The sequence below is a fragment of the Jatrophihabitans sp. YIM 134969 genome, assembly GCF_054456675.1.
The window spans coordinates 1-5,047 of sequence record NZ_JBTJEQ010000093.1; the positions used below are offsets into that span (position 1 = coordinate 1).

Sequence of the window (5,047 nt, forward strand, 5' to 3'; positions counted from 1 at the left end):
GCGACCGTCCCGCCGCCCGGTGCGACCGCCCCGCTGCCCGCGATCGCACGCGACCGCCCGGTCGCGCGCCGGCCCCGCGGCCGCCAGGACACCTGATCTCGGCGCTCCCGGCCCGACCGCGCCGCGCCGACGACCGCGCTCCATGACCTAGGGTCGCGCGGGTGCGCATCGACCTCCACACCCACTCCACCGCCTCGGACGGCACCGACACCCCGGAGCAGGTGGTCGCGGTCGCCGCGCGGGCCGGTGTGGACGTCCTGGCGCTGACCGACCACGACACCACCCAGGGGTGGGCGCCCGCGCTCGCCGCCCTGCCCGACCACATGACCCTGGTGCGCGGCACCGAGTTCAGCACCAAGTGGTTCCGCGAGGACGACTCGCGCATCAGCGTCCACCTACTGGGCTACCTGTTCGACCCCGAGGACGCCGCCCTGGGCTCCGAGCGCGACCGCGTGCGCGACTCCCGGATCAACCGCGGCCGGGAGATCGTCGGCCGGATGGTCGAGGGCGGCCTGCCGATCACCTGGGAGCGGGTCGAGACCCTCGCCGCGGGCGGGTCGATCGGCCGGCCCCACATCGCCCGGGCCCTGGTCGAGGCCGGTGTCGTGCCCGACGTCAGCTCGGCGTTCACCGACTTGCTGTCCACCGAGTCGCCGTACTACGTGCAGGAGGCGGACATGGACGTCGTCGAGGCCGTCCGGCTCGTGCGGGGCGCGGGCGGGCTGCCCGTCCTCGCACACGGCCAGGCCCGCCGCCGCGGCGACATCATCGGCGACGACGCCATCCGCACCCTCGCCGCGGCGGGACTGGTCGGCCTCGAGATCGACCACCCCGACCACACCGAGGAGGACCGCGCCCACCTGCGGGAGCTCGCGGCCGAACTCGACCTGGTCGGACTGGGGTCGTCGGACTACCACGGCACCAACAAGCCGACCCCGATCGCCGCCTGCACCACCAGCGACGACGCCTACCAGCGCCTCGTCGACCGACCGACCGCCATCCGCCCCGTGCGCGGCGACGAGGTCTGACGGCGGGTGTCGTGACCGGCGAACAGCTGGGCTTCGACGCCATGCCGGAGCCGCTGCTGCGCTGCACCCCGACCCGGCTGGCCACGTTCGCCTGCCCCCGCCGGTACCGGCTGACCTACCTGGACCGGCCGTCCCCGCCGAGCGGCGGTCCGTGGGCCGCGAACACCGTCGGCGCCGCGGTGCACGTGGCCCTGGCACGGTTCTGGGAGCGCCCGGCCGCCGACCGCACCCCGGCGAACGGTGCGGAACTCACCGTCGACGCGTGGCAGCACGACGGCTTCCGCGACCTCGACCAGTCCCTGACCTGGCGGACCCGCGCCGCCGGCTGGGTCCGCGACTACCTCGAGCGGGCGCTGTACGGCCGGCCCGCCACGCTCGACGCCGAGCACCCGCCCGTGGGCGTCGAACGCACCGTCGGCACCCACACCGACGTGCTCGCGGTCTCCGGACGGCTGGACCGGCTCGACGACCGCGACGGCCACCTCGTCGTGGTCGACTACAAGACCGGACGCCACGTCCCGACCGAGGCGGACGCCGCCGCCTCGCCCGCCCTGGCGCTGTACGCGCTGGGCACGGCGCGTCGGCTGCGCCGTCCGTGCCGCACGGTGGAACTGCACCACCTGCCGAGCGCCACCATCGCCCGGGCCGACCACAGCGACGCCAGCCTCGCGGACCACGTCCGCCGGGCCGACGCCACCGGCCGGCAGATCCTCGCCGCCACCGCGGATCTCACGGCCGGCGCCGACCCCGACCGCACCTTCCCGACCGTCACGGGTTCCTGGTGCTCGACCTGCGACATGCGCCGTCACTGCCCGGACGGCCAGCGCGCCGCGCCCGCGGTACCGAGTTGGAGCGGGCTGGCCGAGCCCGCGGCGTGATCCCGGGAGGACACGCCTGAGTCCCGGTCCGACCCCGGACTGAACACGTTCACATCGAGTGGGTAGACCGGACACATGGCATCTCCGGTCGACCTCGCCGCCGTCCGTCAGCGCGTCGGGGCCACCGTCTTCGCCCGCGTCGCGGGTCCGGACGGCCCTTCCCACCGCGCCCGCATCCACGACGGTGAGGGTCCGCGCTGGTTCGGCCCCGACCGTCCGATCCGGGAGGTCCACGGCGACGCGTCGATGTTCGTCGGCGGACTGACGGCTCTGCTCCTGCAGTCCTTGCACCCGCTCGCGATGGCGGGCGTCGCGGGACACTCCGACTACAAGGGCGACCCCTGGGGACGCCTGCAGCGCACCAGCTACTTCCTCGCCATGACCACGTACGGGCCGGCCGCCGAGGCCGAGCGGACCGTGGCGAAGATCCGCGGCATCCACCGCCGCGTGAAGGGCACCGCTCCCGACGGCCGTCCGTACTCGGCGTCCGACCCCCACCTGCTGGAGTGGGTGCAGGTCACCGAGGCGTGGAGTTTCCTGCGTGCGCACAAGCGTTTCGGCCGTGTCGACCTCGACCAGGACCAGCGCGACGGGTACGTCTCCGACCTCGCGGTGGTCGGCCGCAAGCTCGGCGTGCTCGACCCGCCGGTGACCGAGCAGGAACTCGAGGAGCGCCTCGCCAGCTTCCGTCCGGAACTGCGTCGCACCGCGGAAGCCGCGGAAGCCGCCCGCTTCCTGCTGGTGCGCCCGCCGCTGCCGCTGGCGGTCCGCCCGGCGTACGGCGTCCTGGCCGCGGCCGCGGTGTCGTTGCTACCTGGGTGGGCGCGGCGGCCGCTGCGGCTGCCACGGCTCCCGGTCACCGAGACCGCGCTGGTCCGCCCGGCCGGTGAGGTGCTGGTCCGCACCATCCGCTGGGCCATGCAGCCGCCCGAGGTCGCCGACCTCGACGCCTCAGCCTGACGGCCTCGACCAGAACGGCAGCAGGACCTCGAGCAACCCCGCGGGATTCTCGACCGCGGGGGAGTGCCCGGCGTCGGGCACGAGCGCGAACCCCGCCTCGAGCCGGTCCGCCATCTCCTGCTGTTCCGCGACCGGCCAGGCGTCGTCGTCCACCCCGCACACGACCAGCACCCGGGTGCCCAACGCCGCCAAGGCGTCGGTGCGGTCCGGCTCCTCACGGATCGCGCGTCCGATGCCCGCCAGGTTCACCGCCGTCGTCCGCGTGAACCGGGACCGCAGGAACTGCGCGAGCGGCGCCGGGGGCTCGACCCAGCGGGGGTCGCGCCGCCCGGCCTTGAGCGTCGCCTCGTAGACGGCCTCGACCCCACCGGCGGCGAGCACCGGCTCCATCGCCTCGATGAGCGCGCGCCGGTTACCGCCGATCGCGGCAGGCCCGGAGTCCAGCAGCACCAACGAGTCGAACGCGGCCGGGGCGGCCAGCACCGCGGCGCGCGCCACCAACCCGCCGAACGAGTGACCCAGGAGGTGGACCGGGGCGTCGGGGAAGTCGCTGCGGGCGGTCCCCGCGAGTTCCACCAGGGACGCCGCGAGGGCGTCGGGCGCGAACCCCGCGACCTCGGCCGGCCCGGGCGCCCCGTTCTGACCCGGCAGGTCCACGGCCAGGGCGGCGATACCGGCGGCGGCGAGCGGAGCGACCAGCGGGGCGAAGTCCTCCTTCGACCCGGTGTAGCCCGGCACGAGGATCGCGGCGGCCAGCACCCGCTCGGGGAGGGGTGCGACCGGGGCGAGCTGCCGCGCCGCCGAGGGAGTGGTCACCGGAGGTACGCCAGTCCGGCGTCGCTCGCGACCAACAGCCCGCCGCCCGCGGCGTACACCCGACGTGGCCCGTCACCGCTGTCCACGGGCAGCGAGTACGTGGTCAGCGGGGAGCCGCTGGTCGCGTCGAGGACCTGCGCGCCGTCCGCGGACGCCACCAGCACCCGGTCGGCGATGACCTGGTTCGACGCGGTGACGAGCGTGGGCGGCCCGGCGGCGGCCGCCGACCAGATCAACCCGCCGGCGGCGTCGACCCGGTAGAGCCGGTCGCCGAGGTCGAGCAGCAGGTCCGAGCCGAGCGTCACGGTGTCCCCGGCCGGGCCGGTGGTCGTGGGGGACAGGGCGACGGCGCCGCGCTCGACGCCCTTCTCGGTCGTGTACCGCGACAGCGTCCCGCTCACCGGGTCGTACGCGAACGCCGCGGCCGCCGACTCGGCGACGGCCGCGACGCCTGACGTGACGCCCACCCGCCACAGTCGCTGCGGCTGGCTGTCGGCGCCGTCGTTGGACCACAGCGCCAGGTGCTCGCCGTCAGTGCACCGTTCGGAGGCGAGGATGCCGCTCGCACCCGCCACGACCGAGGTGAACCGGCAGTCCGACCCGCTGGTCGGCACCATCGGGAAGCGGTCGATGCCGGTGGTCGCCTGCATCGCGTGGAAGCTGTCCGGGTACGAGACCACCAGCCCCGTGCCGCCGAACTGCAACCGGCCCTCGCCGTCGTCGGGCAGGGTGCGGAACCAGCCCCGCCGGCCGGTCTGGGTGTCGAACGTGGACAGCTCGTCGCAGTCGCCGTCGCGGCCGAACAACACGAAGGCGCGACCGCTCTGTTGGACGGCGTCGCAGATCGACAGGTCGGTGCGGGAGTAGGACCACCGGACCGCGCCGGACGCGGCGTCCCGGCCGGACAGGGTGTGCTCGGACCAGGTGACGACCGTCCCGACCCACAGCGGGTCGGTGCTCGCCGCCCGGTCGTCGGTGTCCCACACCGTGGTCGGCGCGGGCCGGACGGTGCCACCGGGCACCGCCGGCGCGGCCGTCCCGGTCACGAGGGTGGCGTGGGCCGACTCGCCGGTGCCGATCACCAGCCCCATCGTCAGTCCGATGGCCGCGAGGGCCACGACGACGACGGCCGCGTACCGGATCCGCGCCCGCCGCAACCGGGCCGCGGCCGCGGGCGGCAGGGCAGGCGAGGGCACGACCCGATGTTTCCAGACCGACCCGTGGAGCCGGTCAGTCGGTGGTGGTGGCCGAGCCGCCCTCGACGGGCTGACCCGCGCGGCGACGACGCCGCTGGCGGGTGCGCTTCGGGCGGTCGGCGCTCTCGCCGGCCGCCGTGGTCGCGGTGGCCTCGGCGCGGTGCTCGCC

Annotated in this window: 5 protein-coding genes; 3 read left to right on the top strand and 2 right to left on the bottom strand. The window is 75.5% G+C overall.

The window, feature by feature from the left end; genetic code table 11:
* Window positions 1–161 precede the first annotated feature (161 nt).
* The 3 genes from ACXR2U_RS23795 to ACXR2U_RS23805 all read left to right on the top strand — a co-directional run bounded on the left by ACXR2U_RS23795 (window position 162) and on the right by ACXR2U_RS23805 (window position 2,866).
* Window positions 162–1,028: a PHP domain-containing protein gene (locus ACXR2U_RS23795; RefSeq protein WP_458827578.1), complete on the top strand. Its 867-nt coding sequence runs from the start codon at window positions 162–164 to the stop codon at window positions 1,026–1,028.
* A gap of 41 nt (window positions 1,029–1,069) precedes the next feature.
* Window positions 1,070–1,906 (top strand): RecB family exonuclease, encoded by an 837-nt coding sequence (locus ACXR2U_RS23800; protein ID WP_458827582.1) that lies wholly within the window; start codon window positions 1,070–1,072, stop codon window positions 1,904–1,906.
* Between the two features lie 75 nt (window positions 1,907–1,981).
* Window positions 1,982–2,866, top strand: a complete 885-nt coding sequence (locus ACXR2U_RS23805) for an oxygenase MpaB family protein (protein WP_458827579.1) — start codon at window positions 1,982–1,984, stop codon at window positions 2,864–2,866.
* On the opposite strand, the gene ACXR2U_RS23810 is transcribed toward ACXR2U_RS23805, so the two are convergent.
* A complete protein-coding gene (locus ACXR2U_RS23810; protein ID WP_458827580.1) occupies window positions 2,858–3,682 on the bottom strand; it encodes an alpha/beta fold hydrolase in 825 nt (274 codons plus the stop codon). The genes ACXR2U_RS23805 and ACXR2U_RS23810 overlap by 9 nt on opposite strands.
* Window positions 3,679–4,878: a hypothetical protein gene (locus ACXR2U_RS23815; RefSeq protein WP_458827581.1), complete on the bottom strand. Its 1,200-nt coding sequence runs from the start codon at window positions 4,876–4,878 to the stop codon at window positions 3,679–3,681. Before ACXR2U_RS23815 ends, ACXR2U_RS23810 begins: the two co-directional genes overlap by 4 nt.
* Window positions 4,879–5,047 lie beyond the last annotated feature (169 nt).

Bases quoted from the DNA above. Each gene is read 5' to 3' on its own strand.
- ACXR2U_RS23800 (WP_458827582.1), top strand. From the start codon at position 1,070: ATGCCGGAGCCGCTGCTGCGCTGCACCCCGACCCGGCTGGCCACGTTC.
- ACXR2U_RS23805 (WP_458827579.1), top strand. From the start codon at position 1,982: ATGGCATCTCCGGTCGACCTCGCCGCCGTCCGTCAGCGCGTCGGGGCC.